The sequence below is a fragment of the Paenibacillus sp. YPG26 genome (assembly GCF_023704175.1).
Taxonomy (GTDB): domain Bacteria; phylum Bacillota; class Bacilli; order Paenibacillales; family Paenibacillaceae; genus Fontibacillus.
Window position 1 is genome coordinate 1,973,192 of record NZ_CP084530.1, and the last position, 18,900, is coordinate 1,992,091.

15 protein-coding genes are annotated in these 18,900 nt (G+C 47.9%); 11 read left to right on the top strand and 4 right to left on the bottom strand.

What is annotated here, in order from left to right; all coding sequences use genetic code 11:
• Positions 1-121: 121 nt before the first annotated feature.
• On the top strand, positions 122-2,383 hold the full coding sequence (locus LDO05_RS09295; protein ID WP_251378549.1) for a type IA DNA topoisomerase: 2,262 nt from the start codon (positions 122-124) through the stop codon (positions 2,381-2,383).
• Between the two features lie 15 nt (positions 2,384-2,398).
• Here LDO05_RS09295 and LDO05_RS09300 read toward each other — a convergent pair whose 3' ends face one another.
• Together LDO05_RS09300 and LDO05_RS09305 are read right to left on the bottom strand one after the other, a co-directional pair.
• A complete protein-coding gene (locus LDO05_RS09300; protein ID WP_251378550.1) occupies positions 2,399-3,196 on the bottom strand; it encodes an HAD family hydrolase in 798 nt (265 codons plus the stop codon).
• A gap of 32 nt (positions 3,197-3,228) precedes the next feature.
• The gene (locus LDO05_RS09305) at positions 3,229-4,146 is read right to left on the bottom strand and encodes a winged helix-turn-helix domain-containing protein (RefSeq protein WP_251378551.1); all 918 of its coding nucleotides are present in this window, start codon (positions 4,144-4,146) and stop codon (positions 3,229-3,231) included.
• Positions 4,147-4,321: 175 nt separating this feature from the next.
• Between LDO05_RS09305 and LDO05_RS09310 the strand changes: the two genes are divergently transcribed.
• From LDO05_RS09310 to LDO05_RS09330, 5 genes are all read left to right on the top strand, one after another.
• Positions 4,322-5,047, top strand: a complete 726-nt coding sequence (locus tag LDO05_RS09310; RefSeq protein ID WP_251378552.1) for a phosphonate ABC transporter ATP-binding protein — start codon at positions 4,322-4,324, stop codon at positions 5,045-5,047.
• A gap of 112 nt (positions 5,048-5,159) precedes the next feature.
• Positions 5,160-6,332 (top strand): hypothetical protein, encoded by a 1,173-nt coding sequence (locus LDO05_RS09315; protein ID WP_251378553.1) that lies wholly within the window; start codon positions 5,160-5,162, stop codon positions 6,330-6,332.
• Positions 6,333-6,367: 35 nt separating this feature from the next.
• A complete protein-coding gene (locus LDO05_RS09320) occupies positions 6,368-7,066 on the top strand; it encodes a response regulator transcription factor (protein ID WP_251378554.1) in 699 nt (232 codons plus the stop codon).
• Positions 7,063-8,481 carry a sensor histidine kinase gene (locus LDO05_RS09325; RefSeq protein WP_251378555.1) on the top strand — a complete coding sequence of 473 codons (1,419 nt, stop codon included), beginning with the start codon at positions 7,063-7,065 and terminating at the stop codon, positions 8,479-8,481. The genes LDO05_RS09320 and LDO05_RS09325 overlap by 4 nt, the downstream gene beginning before the upstream one ends.
• Positions 8,482-8,527: 46 nt before the next feature.
• The gene (locus LDO05_RS09330) at positions 8,528-9,622 is read left to right on the top strand and encodes a GNAT family N-acetyltransferase (protein ID WP_251378556.1); all 1,095 of its coding nucleotides are present in this window, start codon (positions 8,528-8,530) and stop codon (positions 9,620-9,622) included.
• A 214-nt stretch (positions 9,623-9,836) separates the two neighbouring features.
• On the opposite strand, the gene LDO05_RS09335 is transcribed toward LDO05_RS09330, so the two are convergent.
• A complete protein-coding gene (locus LDO05_RS09335; RefSeq protein ID WP_251378557.1) occupies positions 9,837-11,054 on the bottom strand; it encodes a glucose-1-phosphate adenylyltransferase in 1,218 nt (405 codons plus the stop codon).
• Between the two features lie 189 nt (positions 11,055-11,243).
• Here LDO05_RS09335 and glgB point away from each other — a divergent pair, with 189 nt between their 5' ends.
• The 5 genes from glgB (at position 11,244) to LDO05_RS09360 (ending at position 17,934) form a co-directional block, all read left to right on the top strand.
• Positions 11,244-13,238 carry a 1,4-alpha-glucan branching protein GlgB gene (gene glgB, locus LDO05_RS09340; RefSeq protein ID WP_251375143.1) on the top strand — a complete coding sequence of 665 codons (1,995 nt, stop codon included), beginning with the start codon at positions 11,244-11,246 and terminating at the stop codon, positions 13,236-13,238.
• Positions 13,235-14,665 carry a glycogen synthase GlgA gene (gene glgA / locus LDO05_RS09345; protein WP_251375144.1) on the top strand — a complete coding sequence of 477 codons (1,431 nt, stop codon included), beginning with the start codon at positions 13,235-13,237 and terminating at the stop codon, positions 14,663-14,665. The genes glgB and glgA overlap by 4 nt, the downstream gene beginning before the upstream one ends.
• Positions 14,666-14,868: 203 nt before the next feature.
• Positions 14,869-16,311 carry an ABC transporter substrate-binding protein/permease gene (locus LDO05_RS09350; protein ID WP_251378680.1) on the top strand — a complete coding sequence of 481 codons (1,443 nt, stop codon included), beginning with the start codon at positions 14,869-14,871 and terminating at the stop codon, positions 16,309-16,311.
• On the top strand, positions 16,298-17,020 hold the full coding sequence (locus LDO05_RS09355) for an amino acid ABC transporter ATP-binding protein (RefSeq protein ID WP_251375145.1): 723 nt from the start codon (positions 16,298-16,300) through the stop codon (positions 17,018-17,020). The genes LDO05_RS09350 and LDO05_RS09355 overlap by 14 nt, the downstream gene beginning before the upstream one ends.
• Before the next feature lie 218 nt (positions 17,021-17,238).
• Positions 17,239-17,934, top strand: a complete 696-nt coding sequence (locus LDO05_RS09360) for a 3D domain-containing protein (RefSeq protein WP_481856976.1) — start codon at positions 17,239-17,241, stop codon at positions 17,932-17,934.
• Positions 17,935-17,989: 55 nt separating this feature from the next.
• Here LDO05_RS09360 and LDO05_RS09365 read toward each other — a convergent pair whose 3' ends face one another.
• Positions 17,990-18,790, bottom strand: coding sequence for a polysaccharide deacetylase family protein (locus LDO05_RS09365; protein ID WP_251375146.1), 801 nt, complete (start codon positions 18,788-18,790; stop codon positions 17,990-17,992).
• Between the last annotated feature and the right edge of the window lie 110 nt (positions 18,791-18,900).

Sequence of the window (18,900 nt, forward strand, 5' to 3'; positions counted from 1 at the left end):
TCATGACCATTCCCTCCTTCTACCGGATGAAATATGATATAATAATAGAATGCAACGGAGCTGCGCTGTGCGCGGCTCTTTTTGCGCCGAATAGGACTTGGGAGAGGGGAAGCGTCTCACCATGAAAACGCTAGTAATCGCAGAGAAACCGGATATGGGACGGACAATCGCCGCTGTTATTGAGCCAAAGGCGAAGAATAACCGGTCTTACCTGGAGGGCGAGCAGTATATTATAACCTGGGCCATAGGTCATCTGCTCGGCTTGGCTGAGCCGGATGCTTATGACCCCAAATATAAAAGATGGAACTTCTCGGATCTGCCGATTCTTCCAGATGCATTCAAGATTGTTCCGAATCCGAAGACGAAAGACCAGCTGAAAATAATTGGCGAGTTGGCCAAGCGTGCTGACCGAATTGTAAATGCTTGTGACGCCGGACGTGAAGGCCAGTATATTTTTGCCTTGATCCAGCAGCAATTGAAGCTGTCACAGCCGGTTAGAAGGTTATGGATTTCAGATTTGACTGCCGAGAGTATCGCAAAGGGCTTCGCTGAGCTTAAGGATGGCTCGGAATTCGTGAATCTGACCATTGCTGCAAGGGCGAGAAGCGAGGCAGACTGGCTGGTTGGCATGAATGCGTCAAGAGCCTTTACCACCAAGCATAAAGAGCTGCTCTCTGTCGGGCGGGTGCAGACACCTGTACTTGCTTTGATTTATGACAGACAGAAGGAAATTGAAAGCTTTGATTCACTCACTTATTACGAGATTAAGGCTGAATTCCAGCAGAAAGAACGCCGTTACTCAGGCTCCTGGCAGGGCGAAAGGATGACAGACAAGGAGAAGGCCGACAGGATCGCGGACAAGGTGCGTGGGAAGGAAGGCCGGATCACGGAGTATGAGGTTAAGGAAGCCAAGGAGTATCCTTTCAAGCTGTATGACTTGACCCTGCTGCAGCGTGAGGCTAATGCGAAATATGGGTATTCAGCCAAGAAGACGCTGGACATTGCCCAGGCACTTTATGAGAAGCATAAAGTGATAACGTATCCGCGTACAAGCTCGAATTATGTTACCGAGCAGAATATTGAAGGGATGCACAAGGCACTCCATATGCTCAAATCAACCGGTTATCAGGAGCTGGCGAGTGGAGCCCAGCCTCACCTGGTTCACAAGAATAACAAGTCGATCTGCAATCCGGCGCGCGTTGAGGATCACCATGCGATCCTGCCAACCCTCAAGCGTGCGGGCACACTGAGTTCGGAGGAGCAGAATGTATACGACCTTGTTATCCGGAGATTCCTGTCCCATTTCTATCTCCCAGCGGAGTACAAACAGCATACGGTGCTTACCGTTGTTGAAGGGGAGACGTTCAAGACAAACGTGAAACAGCTCATTTCCTTAGGATGGAAGGTCTGTCAAGGAAGTGACGACTCCCGGAGATCCAGCGGGAAGAACAAGAAGAAGGATGAGGAAGAGGAAGCAGAAGAGCTTGTTAGTGAAGCATTCCATGTGGACACGGACCTGCCTGCCCTCTGTGCGTCCTCAGAGGTGAAGGAGAAGGCTACCCAGCCGCCCAAGGCTTACACTGAGGGAACACTCCTCAAAGCCATGGAGAGCGCCGGGAAGCAGCTGGAGAACGAAGAGCTGCGCGAGGTCATGAAGGATGCTGGGCTGGGTACTCCGGCGACCCGCGCGGCGACAATAGAACGGCTGAAGAAGGTTGGATATATAACGATGCAGGGTAAAAGAATCACCGTCACGCCCAAAGGCCGTACCGCGGTTGAATTGATTCGGCATGCGGGCATTGAGCTTCTCACCTCGCCAGAGATGACAGGGCAGTGGGAGCGGCGCCTGCATCAGATCTCCAAGGGCGAAGCAGCCGGAGAGAAGTTCATGGAGAACGTGAAGAAATTTACCGTCTCCATTATTGAGAAGGTCCGCAGTCAGCCCAAAGCTTCCGCGTCCCTGTTCGAAGGGGAAGCCAAAGCGGCTGGACACAGCCGGACTGGCGGCACAAGACAGAGTGCGGGTGCAAGAGGAACAAGAACGGTCAGAACCAAGTCATCTGGAAGCCAAGCTGAGCATACAGGCAAAGCAAGCGGCCCAGTAGAGCGAGTCCCCATGGGAGCATGCCCCCGTTCGGGCTGCGGCGGGCAGCTAATTGAGGGTAAGAAGGGGTACGGATGCACTCATTTCAAGCTGGGATGCGGGTTTGTAATCTGGAAAGAATATTCCGGCAAGAAGATTTCTCACAATATGCTGACTTCGCTTATTGAGAAGGGGCAGACGCAGCTCCTGTCCTTCAAGGATGGGGAGCGTGAGTACAAAGCGCGGATCGTCTTACATGACAAGGAGAAGGGTCAGCTTCAGCTGGAGCGGACGGAATAGACAAGAAACGGACTCTTATGGAGTCCGTTTCTTGTGTTTGATCGCGATACTCTCAGCGATGATGCCTGGTACCTCCTCCAGAGACGAGACGGTGTACATCGCGGTAGACGGTTCATTTTTGAGTTCGACAATATTGTAAGACCATTCGTTCGGCAGCTTGATATAGATCGTGTTAATGCCTGCTGCAAGAGCAGGAATAATGTCGGTGCGCAGACTATTTCCAATCATCCACGTATGTTCTCTGTCAAAATGCCGGGAGGTCAGAATCTGCTCAAGCGCTTCCTCGTTCTTGTGCTGACGGATGTAGATCCGTTCGTTGAAATACGAAGCAAGCTTCATCTGCTCGATTTTGCGCTCCTGAATGACTCTCTCTCCGCCAGTATACAAATTAAGTTCGTGACCTTGACGGGATAATACCTCAAGAGTTTCGACCATGCCCGGATACGGCTCGATGGTCTGTTCATAGACACTCATGCCCAAGTCCATCAGCTTGTTCTCCTCAACCAGACTAATCTCGCGGCCTGTCATTCTGGAGAAGTAGTGGTAGGTCTCAATCAGGGATTGAGGAAATCTCTTGCTGGCAAATCCTGATTTGAGTACGCCTGCTACGTCGATTTCAAGCTGTTTGCTGCGGATTTCCGATGCCGTTAACCGATATTCACGGAACCATTCAAGCATTAGGTCGGCATACTTGCTTAAGATCATTTCAAAATACTTATTGCAGTGTATAAGGGTGTCATCCATATCAAAAATGAGTTGTTGACGAAATTGAGTAGGGTTCAAAGCAGGCTGCTCCTCTCTCCAATAGTACATATCTGCTGCTTAGTATAACTAGATAGCTTACATTATATTTGAATATACGTCTCCAGGAAGATCTGCAGCTCGGAGATGCCATCCGGACGGAAGCAGAATTTCTCCTGGTCGTTGGTTCCCAGATGAACTCTAAGTAGCCCAGCGACCCGCAGAAGCCTTAAATGATACATTAGCGTCTCCGTTGACTCATTCAGGAATTGCTGCATTTCCGGCATTGACTTGGGCTCGTCCGCAAGATAACGCAGCATGCGCAGACGTTCAGGCGCAGCCAAGGCACGGGTCAACCGGAGGAGGTGATTCGGCGCCTCGTCGGCATCCTCAAGCGGCAGGTCAACAGGATACTGAATCAGCAGCATATTGTTATAGAAACAGTAGGTGTTAATCGGCCGCAAATGAATAATGGGCAGGAGAATAACCTGCTCAATTGGCAGCTCATCAGAGACGATGAGTCCGCCGGAGGCATATTCTATGAGACTCTCGGGCTCCATTTTGTGCAGCAGGGCCAGCTTTTCCCCAGCATCCTCTTCAAGAAGCGGAACATATACGGATTCGATCTCTCTGAAATACACATCGTACCAGATTTGCAGCAAAGGTACATAATTATTACGTATCAGAAGCGCTTTATCGGCAGTCATATCAGGTATGTATGAGCGAATCATATCGCAGAGCGCTTCGGAAGAAGTGGACTTCAGGAAATTAAGATAATCCTCAATCTGGTTATGTTCGCCTCGACCAACCGCCCAGGCATAGAGCACATCATAATCCTCGAAAGGCCATGATGCCGCATCGGCAAAAGCTGCCCGGGTCGTATCGCTAAGGCGGGAATTAATCGTGTCAATCCACTCGGGACCCATGTCGATATTATTTGTCCATTTGCGTACAATATGAACCATGAAGCTTCCAAGCAGTTCATAGACCGGAGACACGTCTACTTTAACTGTATAAGCCATGTGAAAGGTGACCTCCCCAATTATTGCTTTATTTTTTCATTATGGCTTGTTCGCTGACAGGTGTCCACTATAACAATTGACCAGTTGATTATTAACGCGGGGGCACTCCTTTCAAACATGAAAAAGATAAGATAGAATAAGGAATAGAGATTTGGGAACTAAAGGGGATCTGAGGATGATTGAAGTCAGTCAGTTAAGCGTAGTAGCAGGAGCAGATAAGAAAGTCATCATCGATCAGATGAATCTGGGTTTTGAGCAGGGTGAGATGATTGGGGTGGTTGGCCCAAGCGGGAGCGGGAAGAGCACTCTCCTCCGCTGTCTGGCCCTGCGTGCAGGTTGGTCAGCTGGACGTTATGTTTTTGAAGGCAAGGAGATCATTAAGTCCGGGGGTAGAGGTTCCTCGAAGTACCGTTCGAAGTTCGCATATTTGGAACAAAATCCTGAGCTGAATACGCAGAAGACAGCCTTGAAGAATGTTCTGATCGGTCAAGCCGGCCAGACTTCGTTGATCCGCAGATTAACCGGAATGATTCGCTCAGATGATTACATGGGCGCTATGGATGAGCTGGAGAGGTTCGGACTATTGGATAAAGCCCATGTGCAGGCAGGCAAATTAAGCGGAGGAGAGCGTCAGCGTGTGGCAATATGCCGGGCTTTGGTTCACGGCGCCAAGCTGATCGCAGCGGATGAACCTGTAATCGGCTTGGATAAGTATGCAACCGACAAAGTACTTACCACTCTGAAAGAACTGTGCACACGTGAACAAGCAACGGTTATTGCCGTGCTGCCAATCGAGCTTGCCGAGCAGTACTGTACACGAATATGGGGAATTAATGACGGACGGCTGCAGTGGGATGTTAGAGGAAGAAGATTGACCTCGGAAGAGAAGCAGCTGATCTAGAATGGAAAGAGTGATTGGTTTGACTAAAGCAAGATGGAAGAGGATGACGGCTGGGTGTCTATGCCTGGCTGTCCTGAGCGGTTGCGATCTGATAACAGACCCTAAATTACTAATGAAGCCCCCTCAATTAACATCTCCTCAGCAGAATCTGAGAAGTGTCATTGATGCTCTCACTCCGCCGGATACCCGTCTGCAGCCCCGGGGGCTCAACGGCATTCAATCGATTCAGACTAAGGATCTGGACGGGAATGGGAAGCTGGATGCGGTTGTGTTCTTCGAAAGTACACAAGGAGATACATATACTCAAGGCATGGTTCTGGAAGAGATCAACGATACCTGGGTCGTCAAGAGCAGGTTTGAAGGGGATGGTCGGAATCTGCTTTCTCTGGAATATAGGGATCTCAACCAGGACGGGAAGAACGAGATTCTCGCCGGGTTCAGAACGTCTGATCTAAATGACCAGAACACTCTGGCTGTGTATGCTTACACAGGACAGAAGGTTAACAAGCTCCTTCTTGCCCCGTATTCCAAATATGTGGTTGAGGATTTGAATGGCGATCATCTGCTTGAATTGACAACGATAGCTTTTAAGAGGAATGAATACAATCTGGTCACTTGTTATCAGGTACAAGACGGACAAGCTGCTGAGCTGGACACCCTGCAGCTGGGAGCTGGACTCAACAATTACCTGAATGTTATGTCAGGTATGGTAACTCCGAACCAGAAGGGCATTATTCTGGATGCTTCATACTTGACGCATTCCGCTTATTCGACCTTGATCATGATGAGGGATAACAAGCTGGTTAACGTGCTCGACCAGGATGATAATCTGAACGACCTGCCGATCCGCAGCGGGGATGTGAATGACGATAACATTCTGGAAATGGGACGGCTTAAGATTCCTTCAGGCTGGGAGAAGGTCATTCTCGACAAACCGCCGCGCTTCCTTGATTATTACCAGTGGGAAGAGAAGGTAACCTCGGGGGATCTGAAGGATATGAAGTTCATCAAGGAGCAGTATATGGATCCTGATGGCAGGTTCGTATTCAATTTCCCGGATGATCTGAAAGGGAAGGTGACACTGGATCAAAGCTCAGTTATGGACCAGTACTTAAAGTTCATCAAGATAGAGAATCAGGAGCTGGTCGCTGAGATCAAATTCGTCCCACTGTCCCAGTGGGAGAAGCTGAAGCCGGATTGGTCTATGCTGATGCGGGATAATGACCAGGTCATCGCCTATAAGACATCATTCAATAACGAGATCATGAAGAAAAATTTGAGATAGAAGACCGTTTTAATCAGAGAGGATGTTTGGTAGCAGTGAGTAAAGTTCTTATCATGGAGGACGAAGAGTCTATCCGTAGTTTTATTGTAATTAACTTGAAACGCAACGGCTTTGAAGTCCTGGAGGCAGCGGATGGAAATGAGGCACTCAGCAAGCTGACAAGTGTTCCTGATATTGATATTGCGCTGCTGGATGTCATGGTACCCGGGATCGACGGCTTTGAAGTCTGCAGGCGCATACGTGAGACGAATGAGCGGATCGGAATTATCTTTCTGACGGCCAAGGTTCAGGAGCAGGATAAGGTGTACGCCCTGTCCGTAGGCGCGGATGACCATGTCAGCAAGCCGTTCAGTCCAACTGAGCTGATTGCACGTATTCATTCCTTGCTCCGCCGGGTTAATGTATATAGAGAGACAAGCGCAAAGGTAAGCTTCACCTCAGGACCTTTTACCTTGGATCTGATCAGCAAGCAATTCAAGAAGAACAGCACCATGATAGAACTGACACCGACAGAGTTCTCGCTAATTCAGTATTTCTTGGAGAAAGAGAACACACCGCTGAGCAGGGATCAGCTGCTGGATCATGTATGGGGCAAGGAGTATATGGGAGATCCTAAGATTGTGGATGTCAACATTCGGAGGATTCGCCAGAAGATCGAAGCCAATCCGTCAGATCCTGCATATCTGCAGACCGTATGGGGACACGGTTATAAGTGGAAGGGCGAAGGTCAATGATTCGTAAAGGGATCGGTCGGCAGATCGTTCTTCATTATTTTATCGTAGTATTTGTCACCCTGCTTCTGGTTGAGGTTATCTTTCTGTTCGCAATCCGTACTTACTATTATGACAGCATCTACAGCCACATTGCCAATCATGCGGCGATGGTCACAGATAACTTTCAGAATTCAAGCCAGTCCGAAATTCAGGAAGACACCGCCTTTTATACCAACATTATTTCCGTCTTCTCATTGGCCAATACGGAGCTGCAGATCCTGGACCGTCATGGGCATATCCTTATGACCAACAGTTCATTTCTATCTCATAAGCCCGTCCAGACGAGTGATTTGTCCCAGGCACTCACAAGCAATATAGGCAAATGGATTGGTCGTGAACCGGCTACCGGGGAGATGGTGATGTCTGTCTCAAGCCCGATTCAACTGCTCGGAGAGAACAAATATGTAATCAGGTACATTACTTCTATGGAGCCGATTAACTCCAAGCTGCTGAATATTACTTTACTTGCCGCATTGGTGGGTGTGGTTATCCTTGCGGTGGTACTGCTGTTCAGCATGGGACTGGCTAACTCCATTGTGAAGCCGATCAATAATATCCGTGCGGTATCTGCTCAAATGGCCCGGGGCAGGTTTGACGTTCGGGTGAAAGGGGAATATAAATACGAGCTGGGTGAATTGGCCGGCACCCTTAACTACATGGCACAGGAAATTGTCAGGGGCAATCAGATCAAGGATGACTTCATCTCTTCGATCTCACATGAGCTGCGCACGCCGCTTACAGGGATTAAGGGGTGGAGCGAGACGTTAACCTCAGGCGGGTTTGACCCGGAGGAGACCAGGATTGGCATGCAGATCATTGCCAAGGAGACGGATCGTCTGATTGGTCTTGTTGAGGAGATGCTCGATTTCTCCAAATTGCAGCAAAATGAGATGAAGCTTGTAATTGCTTCTGTGAATCTCAAAGAGCTTCTTCAAGAGACAATGCTGAACGTATGGGCTAAGGCGGAACAGAAACGGATACAAATCAAGCTGGATGACCATACGGAGTCAGCAGTCATGGTGCCTGGTGACGGGAACCGACTGAAGCAGGTTTTTCTGAATCTAGTCGACAATGCCATCAAATTCTCTACAGAGGATTCATGGATCCATCTCGGAATCCGGATTCAGGATGGATGGGCTGTCGTTGAAGTTATTGATAGTGGAATCGGAATAAGCGATGAGCATCTGCGCCGTGTTAAGGACCGCTTCTTCCAAGTGAACCATCAAGGAGGAGGAACAGGGCTTGGACTTGCGATAAGTCAACAACTGGTAGAACTGCATAATGGGGATATGGAGATGCGCAGTGAGCTGGGTGTCGGAACGACCGTGAGTGTTCGTCTCCCTCTGCTTGATGAGCTGGATAAGAATGAAGCTTAAGTTATCCGTATAGGTAATAGGATTCGGGAGAAGAGGATGATCTGTCATGAGCAAGCCTGTAGGAATGCTGACACTGCCAGACCAACAGCTGGAAATTCATCTGGCGGACCACGAAGATACTGATCTGATTTGTCAAATGCTGATTGAAGCAGCGGAATGGATGATCTCACAAGGTATTTATCAATGGAATCCCGAACAATTCACACAAGAAGAGATTATGTCGTATTTCCAATACAGACAAATCTATATTATCTATGCCCGGACGGAAGCTGCAGCTATGTTCACATTACAGCAGAGTGACCCTGATTACTGGGGGATGCGTAACAGCAAGGGGTATAACTATCTTCATCGTCTAACAGTAAGAAGAAATTTCAGTAATTCAGGGCTCGGTGCTTACATTATCGAGTGGGCTGCCGAGCGTACCCGTAAGAGTGGAGGGAAGGGACTTCGTCTTGATTGCCTTGCCCAGAACCTTAAGCTGAACGGCTTTTATCAGAAGCTTGGCTTCCGCTACATGGGCACGGCGCTCAAGAACGGACGCGAATATAATCTCTATGAACAGTGGGACACCGTGGATTCATCTCCCGCAGACGATCTGGTAGATTTTGTCTACTTCAATGATAAGGATATCCACCTGCTGCAGAGCTGGTCGGCTTCTGAAGCATTTCAGCTGCAGTGGGCAGGGGGAAGGTGGTCATATCCACTTACTGAAGAAGATATGAGGGCATACATACAAGATGCCAACTTCCCTTGGAAATCAGATACGCTTATCTTCAAGGTGATCCATCGTCGATCCAAAGAAATCATCGGGCACATTAGTCTGTCTGAGATTGACCGCAGAAATCGTTCAGCGCGCATTTGCCGTGTGATTCTTGGAGATCCCAAGTACCGGGGTCGCGGAATAGGCAAAGCCATGATTGTAGAGATGCTGCGAATTGGCTTTCAAGCCCTGAATTTGCACCGCGTCACACTTGGTGTATTTGATTTTAACAGGCCGGCGATACAGGTGTATCTCTCCGCGGGATTTAAGAAGGAAGGGCTAATGCGGGAGAAGATTCTGTACCGTAATGAGTACTGGAGTATGCTGGAAATGAGTATGCTGCGTCACGAGTGGGAGGAGCTATACGGTGAAGACCGTTAGCCAGAATCCCGTACACACTTGTGCACATCAGTTGCCAATCGCTAGGGTAGCAGGGGCTATTTCCTTAGTCATCTTGATGACTAGTGGATTGGCCCTTTTCTTGTTAATTCTGCAGCATCTCCTGTATGGATAAAGCAGCAGTAATACTTACCATTACCATTCATAAAAGCACGCACAAAAAAAGCGGATCATGTTGATCCGCTTGGGTCTAAGCTTAAGATGACATTCCACCAGCCCGCAGGCGGTTGGCATCATATACTTCTTTGAGAAGACGGGCTGGTTGAGGACGAACAGCAGGCTTCGCTACAACCGTCTCTCCAGGGCCAATGACTAACACTTCATTGATATTACCCTTGATCACGGCACCGTCCTTGATCACAGCGCCTTCTCCGATGATAGCACGTTCAATAACTACGTTACGTCCAATCTTCGCATGGGGCATAATAATACTGTCCTTGATTTTGCTGAAGCGTCCAACCTCAGTTCCCCCAAACAGTACTGAACGTTCTGCATAACCTTCAAGGCCACAGTTATCATGCACCAGTGAAGAATTAGCTTGTATAGCGCGATGTTTTGCACCCGATTTTCTGGTGTGCTGCTCATTGGTGTACATCGGCCAATCTTCGTTATGAAGCTGCCACTCAGCGGATTCATCCAGAAGGTCCATGTGAGCTTCCCACAGACTGTCTACGGTACCTACATCTCTCCAGTATCCTTGAAATTCATAGGCATACAGGGAGGTGCTGTCGGCAAGCATGTTAGGGATTACATCTTTACCAAAATCATGAGATGAATTTGGATTATTAGCATCCTGAATCAAATGCTGCTTCAAGTAATCCCATTTGAAAATGTAAATGCCCATGGAAGCCAGATTGCTTTGAGGCTCCTTCGGCTTCTCGGCGAATTCCGTGATCCGGTATTGATCATCTATCGACATAACGCCGAAACGATGAGCTTCGTTCCAAGGAACAGGCATCACTGAGATTGTAGCAGGGGCATTGGAATTTACATGAAAGTCAAGCATCTCGCGATAATTCATGTGATAAATGTGATCACCTGATAAGATCAGAACATTCTCGGGATTCTGGGCATCGATGTAATCCATATTTTGATAAATTGCATCCGCTGTGCCAGAATATTCATCAGAACCTGTATTGTAAGAAGGTAGAAGTGCGATACCTCCATTGTCTGTATGTGCAAGACCCCAGGCATCCCCTTCACCGATATGCTCATGAAGTGATTCAGCCTCATACTGGGTAAGTACTCCGATCGTATCAATACCTGAGTTAACGCAGTTGCTGAGAGGAAAATCAATTATTCTATAACGACCGCCGAAGGGCACAGCCGGCTTTGCTTGCTTAGACGTAAGCGGAGATAATCTGCGACCCTCTCCTCCCGCAAGCAGCATAGCAATGCATTCTTTCTTATTCATTACGTTTCCCTCCCAAGGATGATGTCAATATAGTATTTAAATAAACTTATTAGGCTATAGTTGAAACTATTCTATTGTGGATTCCATGAAAAATTACATTTTTATTTTCTTTTTGTAAAATATTAATTCATTCCTGTATTAATTGGGTAATAAACTAAGTGGACAATGCTTATAAAAGGCGGTGTAGAGTTGTCAGAGTACTTGTATAATCAGAATTCAATTTCGCCTCTGGACGTATATTTGTTCCATGAAGGAACTTTATATCGCAGCTACCGCTCACTGGGGGCTCATCTAACAGAAGAAGAAGGGATTCCTGGTGTAAGATTTACGGTCTGGGCCCCTCATGCCCGGCAGGTGGGACTGGCTTCTGACTTCAACCAATGGAAGGGACACAATGATCCTTTATTTAAGATGCCCGATTCGGGACTTTGGAGTCGTTTTTTTCCCGGGCTTACGGAAGGTACATTTTACAAGTATGAAATAACAGGTCCGGATGGACAGACGTTCCTCAAGGCAGATCCGTACGCATTCCATGCTGAAGTAAGACCCGCCACAGCGTCTGTGGTAAGCTCACTGCATGGGTATCAGTGGGGAGATGCCAGCTGGCGGCGTAAGAATAGAGCGCCTTACCAAAAACCGATGAATATTTACGAAATTCATTTCGGTACCTGGAAGCAGAAGGAAGATGGTTCTTTTTACACTTATCGTGAAATGGCTGACCTGCTGATACCTTACATACAAGAGATGGGCTATACACATATAGAGATTATGCCCTTGGCCGAACATCCTTATGATTTATCCTGGGGGTATCAAATCACCGGTTATTTCGCCCCAACCAGCCGCTACGGTACACCGAAGGATCTGATGTATTTCGTGGACCGTTGTCACCAAGCGAACATTGGTGTCATTCTGGACTGGGTTCCGGGACACTTCACCCGTGACGCGCATGGATTAAGGCTGTTCGACGGGACTCCCCAGTTCGAGTATGCGGACCCGCACAAAGCTGACAAGCCGGGATGGGGAACTCTAAGCTTCGACTTCGGCAAGCCTGAGGTTCGCTCGTTCCTGATCTCTAATGCCCTTTACTGGCTGGATATGTATCATTTCGACGGTCTCCGTGTCGATGCAGTCACCAGTATGGTACGGCTTGATTTCGAGAAGAGCGAAGGACAGTATGTGCCTAACGAGTATGGCGGTTATGAGAATCTGGAGGCAACCGCGTTCCTTAGGCAGCTGAATGAAGCTGTATTTCAGGCTTTCCCGCATACGCTGATGATGGCAGAAGAATCCAGCGCCTGGCCGCTTGTTACGTCACCCGTTCATGAAGGTGGACTCGGGTTCAACTATAAATGGAATATGGGCTGGATGAATGATACGCTGGATTATGTAGAAACAGACTTTTACAATAGGCCGCACCATCATAACCTGCTCACATTTCCGATAGTGTATGCCTACTCTGAGAATTTCACGCTGCCACTCTCACATGATGAGGTCGTTCATGGCAAGAAGTCCCTGCTTGATAAAATGCCTGGCAATTACGAGGAGAAATTTGCAGGTCTGCGTGTACTGCTGGGTTACCAGATGACAAGCCCCGGTAAAAAGCTCCTCTTCATGGGAGGCGAGTTCGGGCAGTTCATCGAGTGGAGAGACCAAGGAGAACTGGATTGGTTCCTGCTCGACTATGAGTCCCATCAGCGAATGCTCAAATACACGGCGGCCCTTAACCATTTCTATTTGGGCGAGAAGGCTTTGTGGGAGATGGATCATGGGATGGAAGGTTACGAATGGGTATCTCCGCATGATGCTTCACAAAGTGTGATTTCTTTTGTCCGCAAAGGGAAAAGGCCAAGCGACAGCTTGCTTGTTGTGATTAACTTCCAGCCTGTGTGGAGAGATCCATACCGCCTAGGAGTAGCCAAGCCTGGCACATATGAGCTGGTATTCTCAAGTGATGCTGAAGAGTTCGGAGGCTCGGGGAAAGGCTTGCAGGCGGTCAAGGCCGAGAAGATATCCTGGCACGGTCAGTCATACAGTGTGGAGGTACAAATACCTCCGCTCAGCATTACAATCTGGAAGAAGCTTGGAAGAACGGTGAAGAGACAGCAGACTGAGCTGCAGAGCAGTAACAGCGGGAATGAGGCTGCTAAGAAACGCCAAACTACACAAAGGAGGAAAACGACATGAAAATTCTGTTTGCGGCCGCAGAAGCCATTCCTTTCGTAAAAACGGGTGGTCTGGCCGACGTGATCGGCGCGCTTCCCAAAGCGCTGCTAAAAGCCGGTCATGATGTGCGTATTGTGCTGCCTAAATACAAAGCGATTCCGGATCATTTCCGGAGTCAGCTTGCACCGGTAGATATCACCAAGGTGCCTTTAGCGTGGAGATCTAAATACTGCGGGATTGAACAGCTTGTGTATGAAGATATTCCCGTCTACTTCATCGATAATGAGTTCTACTATGGCCGTGATGGGATCTATGGTTACGGGGACGACGCGGAACGCTTTGCTTTCTTCAACCGGGCAGTACTTGAAATTTTGCCTTACATCGAGTTTCAACCGGATGTCATCCATTGCCACGATTGGCATGCTGCATTGATTCCGGTGCTTTTACAGCATCACTATGCTCACAATCCTTTCTATCAGTCCATGAGGACCGTCTTTACGGTACATAACTTGCTTTATCAAGGCATATTCCCTTACGAGGTACTGCCTGATCTTCTTGACCTCCCGAATCACTATTTTACGCCGGATGGCTTGGAATATTACGGAAATGTCAATTACCTCAAGGCTGGGCTTGTCTACGCGGATCATGTGACCACCGTTAGTCCCACTTATGCGGAAGAGATCAAAACAGAGTATTATGGCTATGGACTTGACGGCCTTCTTAGATCGCTAGGAGGCAAGTTGTCGGGGATCGTTAACGGTATTGATACGAAGCTGTATAACCCGGCAACAGATACCGAAATACCTGCCAAATACCGGACCAGTCTCAATAAGAAGCGTGAGAATAAGCCATTTCTTCAGCAGGAGCTGGGACTGCCTGTAGATCCGAAGATTCCTCTAATCTCAATGGTAACCCGGCTTGTTGACTCCAAAGGATTAGAGCTTGTCAGAAGAGTTCTGGATGAGCTCCTGTATTTTGACAACATTCAGGTCGTTGTTCTGGGAACAGGTGAATATGAGTATGAGCAGTGGTTCCGTGAAGCGGAGGCACGTCATCCCGAGAAGCTGTCCGCCCAAATTAAATTTAATGACGGGTTATCCCGCCGGATCTACGCAGGAAGTGACATTTTCCTGATGCCGTCCAAATTCGAGCCCTGCGGCATTAGCCAGCTGCTGGCTCTCCGCTACGGAAGTATTCCAGTCGTCAGGGAGACCGGCGGTCTGAACGACACCGTTCATTCTTACAATGAATTCACAGGTGAAGGGAACGGGTTCTCATTTAACCATTACAACGCTCACGATATGTTATATACGATTCGTAGAGCAGTTCATATGTATCATCAACCAGATCAATGGAAGAAGATTGTTCGCAATGCATTCGCCGGAGATTACAGCTGGAATGTATCTGCAGAGGAGTACTTGGAGATCTATCAGAGCTTGCTTAATTAGGGAATTAGATAACTGGAATAGGGACCATTCACAGACGGCATTCTAAGGAATGTCGTCTGATCTGTTATATGGTGATATTTTCTGACCCAAAAACGAACCTTTTTTATTGCATAATAATACATGCTGTTTTATAATGACTCAGTCCTAATACGATAAATAACATACAGAAGCAAGGAGCGATAACAAAATTGAGAAAATTACAGATGCTGATCATAGTCCTGCTATGCTTCATCCTATCTTATTCGGGGCTGCATGGGTCGGCTTATGCGGAAGAAAGTACGAGTACAGCGAAGAAGACGATCGTGCTCGGCACAAGTGCAGATTTTCCGCCATATGAATTTCACAAGGTTATAGACGGTAAGGATCAAATTGTCGGCTTTGATATTCAGATTGCCAAGCAGATTGCTGCGGACATGGGCGCTGAATTGAAGATAGAGGACATGAGCTTTGACAGCCTTCTGCCCGCACTGACAAGCGGACGTGTAGACTTCCTAATCTCGGGGATGAATCCAACACCAGAACGCAAGAAAAGTATTGATTTCTCCCACGTATATTATCGGGCCAATCAGTCCATTATGGTGCGCAAGGCAGACAAAGATAAATACAATACGATGGAGACGTTAAAAGGAGCCAAGATCGGGGTTCAGAAGTCCTCCTTGCAGGAGGAGATTGGCCAGAAGATTGAAGGGGCACAGTTAACTTCACTTGATAAAGTGTCGGATATTCTTTTGCAGCTGCAGACGAGCCGTGTGGATGCCGCAATTATTGAAGGACCCGTGGCACAAGCGAATCTGACGGAGGAATTTGCGATTACGGATGCGGTACCTCAAGTTGAGGATTACGGGTATGCGATCGGGGTCAAGAAGAATAACCCGGAGCTGCTGAACAGTATTAATAGTACACTTGATCGGTTAATCAAGGAGGACAAGATTCAGCAGTTTGTGGACGAAGCCAGCAGCCTGGTTAACGGGAAGCAGGCTTCCCAAGACACGTTCTCCTTCTTCCTTAAATACAAGGATTATTACATCGCGGGAATTAAATATACACTCCTTCTATCGGTGCTTGGAGTCATTTTCGGATTCATTATCGGGCTCTTTATCAGCCTTCTGAGAATGAATAAAATTGCGGTTCTCCGCTGGATCGGGACCGCGTACATTGAGGTCCTGCGCGGCACGCCTATGCTTGTCCAGCTCTTGATCATTCATTATGGTCTGGCACTTTCTCTGGGTATCAAATTCACCGCGCTCGAATCGGGAATTATCACCTTGTCCATTAACAGCTCAGCCTATCTGGCAGAAGTATTCCGGGCGGGAATTCAAGGCGTTGACAAAGGGCAAATGGAAGCTGCAAGATCTCTCGGAATGCCAGTTAGCAAGGCGTACCGCTTTATCATTTTGCCACAAGCGATCAAGAATGTTCTGCCTGCGATTGGTAATGAGTTCATCACTATTATCAAGGAATCTTCGATAGTCTCATTCATTGGCGTCGCTGATCTGATGTTCCAAGCCCAGGTTGTTCGCGGTATTTCATTCTCGGGGCTCAACCCGCTCCTTGTTGCTGCCGTGATCTACTTCATCATGACCTTTGGACTTTCTAAATTGCTGGGTGTTCTGGAAAGGAAGCTGAGAACTAGTGATATCCGTTAAAAATTTGCATAAATCCTACGGGAAGCTTGAGATTCTTAAAGGCATTAATGCTGAAATTGAGAAGGGTGAGGTTGTGGTTGTAATCGGGCCAAGCGGCTCGGGTAAAAGCACGTTCCTTCGCTGCCTCAACTTGCTTGAACAGCCAACGGCTGGCGAAATCCGTTTTGAAGGTGAACTGATTACAGATAAGAAGCACAATATTAACCTGACACGTGAGAGAATGGGAATGGTCTTCCAGCAATTTAATCTGTTCCCTCATAAGACGGTACTGCAAAACATTATGCTTGCTCCGATGCAAGTTAAGAATCAGGATCGGGCTAAGGCGGAAGAGATAGCCCTTGATCTGCTGCGTACGGTTGGTCTGGAAGATAAGAAGGGAGCTTACCCCGCTCAGCTGTCAGGCGGACAGAAGCAGCGGATTGCCATTGCTAGGGCGCTTGCGATGGAGCCGCATGTAATGCTATTTGATGAGCCAACATCAGCGCTTGATCCGGAGATGGTAGGCGAGGTTCTGGATGTTATGAAGAAGCTAGCGGAGAAGGGGATGACCATGGTCATTGTTACGCATGAGATGGGCTTCGCCAGAGAAGTCGGCGACCGTATTCTGTTCATGGACCAAGGCCACATTATTGAGCAAGGTACACCGGATGTTGTTCTGGGCAACCCGACCCATCCACGTACCCAGGATTTCTTAAGCAAAGTGTTATAAATAGAAGGTTGGTACCCTATAAGTATGAGAGCTCTATCCACTGGATAGGGCTCTTTCTTTATCCAGGTTATACTCCTCTTAGTTACTTTATTGTAATAATTTTCGTGTTTCAGTAGAGTGCTTCCAATAATTACTTGATTAATTGGTTACAAAGTTGTGATATATTCGATGTGCCAAAGCCTGTGACTCCGCAGGCATGACAAGGAGGATTACAAGTAATGTCATCTAAGAATCTGATTCAGAGTAGAAAGCTTAACAAATTGTCATTAGCCGCAAAAACGGTCACAGCCGTGCTGGGCATGACTGCCTTTATTCACATGACACCTGTCCATGCCGATACCGTACATACCGCAGTAGAGGGAGATACATACTACACACTATCCAAAAAGTATGGAATCTCTGTCCATAACCTGATGATAGCGAACCCCAAGATCAGTCCTGTTAATATCTATGCAGGCCTGCCGATCAAGCTGCCAACCAGCTTGAAAACAGCCGGCAGCAAAGTCAGTCTAATTGCCCCTAAGAAGAATCCGCTTGCCACTCTTAAGGTGTTCACCACTGATAAAGTCGTGCAGGCATGGGGCAAAACTTTCAACTACTCCAAGACTGTGAATGTTGTGGCCACAGCCTACTCAGCTCATCCCAGTGAGAATGCATGGGGGCCCGTCGATTATTATGGGAAGCCGCTTGCCCTGGGGACAATCGCCGTAGATCCGAAGGTAATCCCTATGGGTACCAAGGTGCTGGTGACAGGACATAGTCATTCCGGTCTTCCGAAGAAGGCATTTGTTGCGAGAGCGACGGATCAGGGAAGTGCAATTAAGGGGAAGCGCATTGATATCTTTATCCCCGGAAGCCAAGCGAGTGTGAACAAATTCGGCTTCCAGAATATTAAGCTCTACGTCATTAAATAATGTGTGGAGACTGGAAGAGGATAGGCTCAGTTACTAGAGCCTATCCTCTTTAATTTTATCGGGACCCTTTGATGTGAAGGAGTTCACTCAGATCAACAAAGGTATATCCGTGACTTTGGAGTGTTCGTATGATTTCGGGCAATGCTTGAACAGTACCCGAAAGATCAGCGCCATCTCCGCCCCCGGCATGCTGAAGAATAATGGAGCCCGGCCCGGCTGAGCTAAGAATATTAGCTTTTACCTGCTCTTTGCTCAGCCCCTTCCAGTCCTTTGAATCCACGTTCCAATTAATCACTTTATAACCACTGCTTTTCACCCATTTCAGCTGTTGCTCGTTGATCTCACCATAGGGAGGCCGAATGAATCTGGGGTGAACACCAGTAAGGTTATGAATAATCTCCGCAGTACGCAAGATCTGGCCCTTGAAATAGGCAAGCTCCCGATTCTTGAACAAAGGATGATTGTAGGAATGGTTGCCAATCAGATGTCCCTCCCGATATATACGCCGGACTAGTTCAGGATGTTTCTCTGCCCGCTGGCCCACCACGAAGAATGTGGCTTTGACATGGTATTTAGCGAGTACAGCAAGGACCCCTGGTGTGAAGCGGGGATCCGGCACATCATCGAAGGTCAGCGCGATTTGTCTAACATGAGGACCTCTGAATTTAAACGTCTCCGCATACTTGCGTCTTAATTCGCTAAGTGTCAACGACTCATGAACCGATGCAGCTTTACTTGCTGAGTTCTGCTCCTGAGGAGCAGGAGCGCGGGTTAGATGGGCTGCGGAAGCAGCCTGAAAGCTTGGCAGCGTGGATAGGACAAGAAGCACAAATAAGATCACGTATCTGTTACGCATCAAGCAGTCACTCCTTCAACAGGACATATTACCTGTTGTTATTTCCTTAAGAAGCCTGTTTTATCCAGCGGCTTCCTGCTCTGTGAGCAAAATCACGGCAACACCTTGTG

Bases quoted from the DNA above. Each gene is read 5' to 3' on its own strand.
- LDO05_RS09295 (WP_251378549.1), top strand. From the start codon at position 122: ATGAAAACGCTAGTAATCGCAGAGAAACCGGATATGGGACGGACAATC.
- LDO05_RS09300 (WP_251378550.1), bottom strand. From the start codon at position 3,196: ATGTACTATTGGAGAGAGGAGCAGCCTGCTTTGAACCCTACTCAATTT.
- LDO05_RS09305 (WP_251378551.1), bottom strand. From the start codon at position 4,146: ATGGCTTATACAGTTAAAGTAGACGTGTCTCCGGTCTATGAACTGCTT.
- LDO05_RS09310 (WP_251378552.1), top strand. From the start codon at position 4,322: ATGATTGAAGTCAGTCAGTTAAGCGTAGTAGCAGGAGCAGATAAGAAA.
- LDO05_RS09315 (WP_251378553.1), top strand. From the start codon at position 5,160: ATGAAGCCCCCTCAATTAACATCTCCTCAGCAGAATCTGAGAAGTGTC.
- LDO05_RS09325 (WP_251378555.1), top strand. From the start codon at position 7,063: ATGATTCGTAAAGGGATCGGTCGGCAGATCGTTCTTCATTATTTTATC.
- LDO05_RS09330 (WP_251378556.1), top strand. From the start codon at position 8,528: ATGAGCAAGCCTGTAGGAATGCTGACACTGCCAGACCAACAGCTGGAA.
- LDO05_RS09335 (WP_251378557.1), bottom strand. From the start codon at position 11,054: ATGAATAAGAAAGAATGCATTGCTATGCTGCTTGCGGGAGGAGAGGGT.
- glgA (WP_251375144.1), top strand. From the start codon at position 13,235: ATGAAAATTCTGTTTGCGGCCGCAGAAGCCATTCCTTTCGTAAAAACG.
- LDO05_RS09350 (WP_251378680.1), top strand. From the start codon at position 14,869: ATGCTGATCATAGTCCTGCTATGCTTCATCCTATCTTATTCGGGGCTG.
- LDO05_RS09360 (WP_481856976.1), top strand. From the start codon at position 17,239: ATGTCATCTAAGAATCTGATTCAGAGTAGAAAGCTTAACAAATTGTCA.
- LDO05_RS09365 (WP_251375146.1), bottom strand. From the start codon at position 18,790: ATGCGTAACAGATACGTGATCTTATTTGTGCTTCTTGTCCTATCCACG.